General features: G+C 50.3%; 2 protein-coding genes. Both read right to left on the bottom strand.

Annotated elements, in window-relative coordinates; genetic code table 11:
* A partial coding sequence (locus DVK07_RS19505; RefSeq protein ID WP_147441249.1) for a helix-turn-helix domain-containing protein occupies window positions 1-263 on the bottom strand: 263 nt, incomplete at its 3' end.
* Window positions 253-762 carry a hypothetical protein gene (locus DVK07_RS22450; protein ID WP_147441248.1) on the bottom strand — a complete coding sequence of 170 codons (510 nt, stop codon included), beginning with the start codon at window positions 760-762 and terminating at the stop codon, window positions 253-255. The genes DVK07_RS19505 and DVK07_RS22450, both read right to left, overlap by 11 nt.
* Between the last annotated feature and the right edge of the window lie 269 nt (window positions 763-1,031).

The raw sequence follows: 1,031 nt of genomic DNA, 5'->3' as shown, positions 1-1,031 counted from the left end.
TGAACGAGCCGTTGATTGTTCTCGGGCGATACAACCACTAATCCGTTCTCGACGAGGGTATTGATCGCTCTCCGAACCGTCTGTTGGGAATGGCCAATCTGGTCTGCCACTTCGCGCTGTGAGAACTGTTTGAATCGGTAGTTCGTTAAAAATAGCAAGATGTCGTTCGTTGCCTTGCTTTTGAACAAATCCGCGTCTGCGACGGGTATTGGAACGGATATGGATACACTCTGTGCGGGGTTTGATTCCATCTCATGGCTCATATGCCATGCTACGGCTCACTACTATATGAAATTTATAAGTAAATGGCACAGTAATTAAAAATAACAAATCACTGGTCGTCATCGTTGTCTCCTTCAGATTGACGGTTTGGGTGTCTTCTTCACCGTCACCAACGCTTGGATGAGGCCGATCCGGCTGTGCGTCGCTCCACGCTTTTGCTTCCTCTTCGCTCTCGATGATCGATCCAACCGACTCGTTGAGCGTGGAGAATACCTTTGAGAACCGGGTCGCTTCGACGAGTCGATGGTGATCGTCTGTGATCGCCCAATGATTTTTGCGGTGGCGAACGAGACCGCGATCTTTCAACCGACTCAAGTTCGTTCCCACGGTGTTCGGATCACGGTTGATTTCGTCTGCGATCTCGCGGCGTTTCCACGCTCGATCCCTGTTCTCGAGGAGGAACTTCACAACTGCCTCGCTAGTGGATAGTCCCTCCTCCCCGTTCCCCGCTGCTTCAAACTCTTCCATGTCCATTGTCATGGTCACGTGTTGGGTGTACTATTGTAAGAGTATGCTGCTGTGCTATGTGCTGTTGTGCTGAAGCAGATAGCCGTGTAAGCCGAGGTCATCATGTCGTCTAAAATCGGTTGGAGCCCCAGCTTGCGGTTATTGGCAACCAGCTGTTTCAGTCTGGAGGCTCTGTTGAAATCCTCAAAAAGTGACACATTTTGACACGGTTGCGGTCAATCTAGGGGACTCACAAATCGCTCAGTACAGGGGACTCACGAATCGCACAGCAAAGGAATCAA

The organism is Halorubrum sp. Atlit-26R (genome assembly GCF_003666015.1).
Lineage (GTDB): Archaea > Halobacteriota > Halobacteria > Halobacteriales > Haloferacaceae > Halorubrum.
This window is presented reverse-complemented; position numbering and strand designations above follow the sequence as displayed.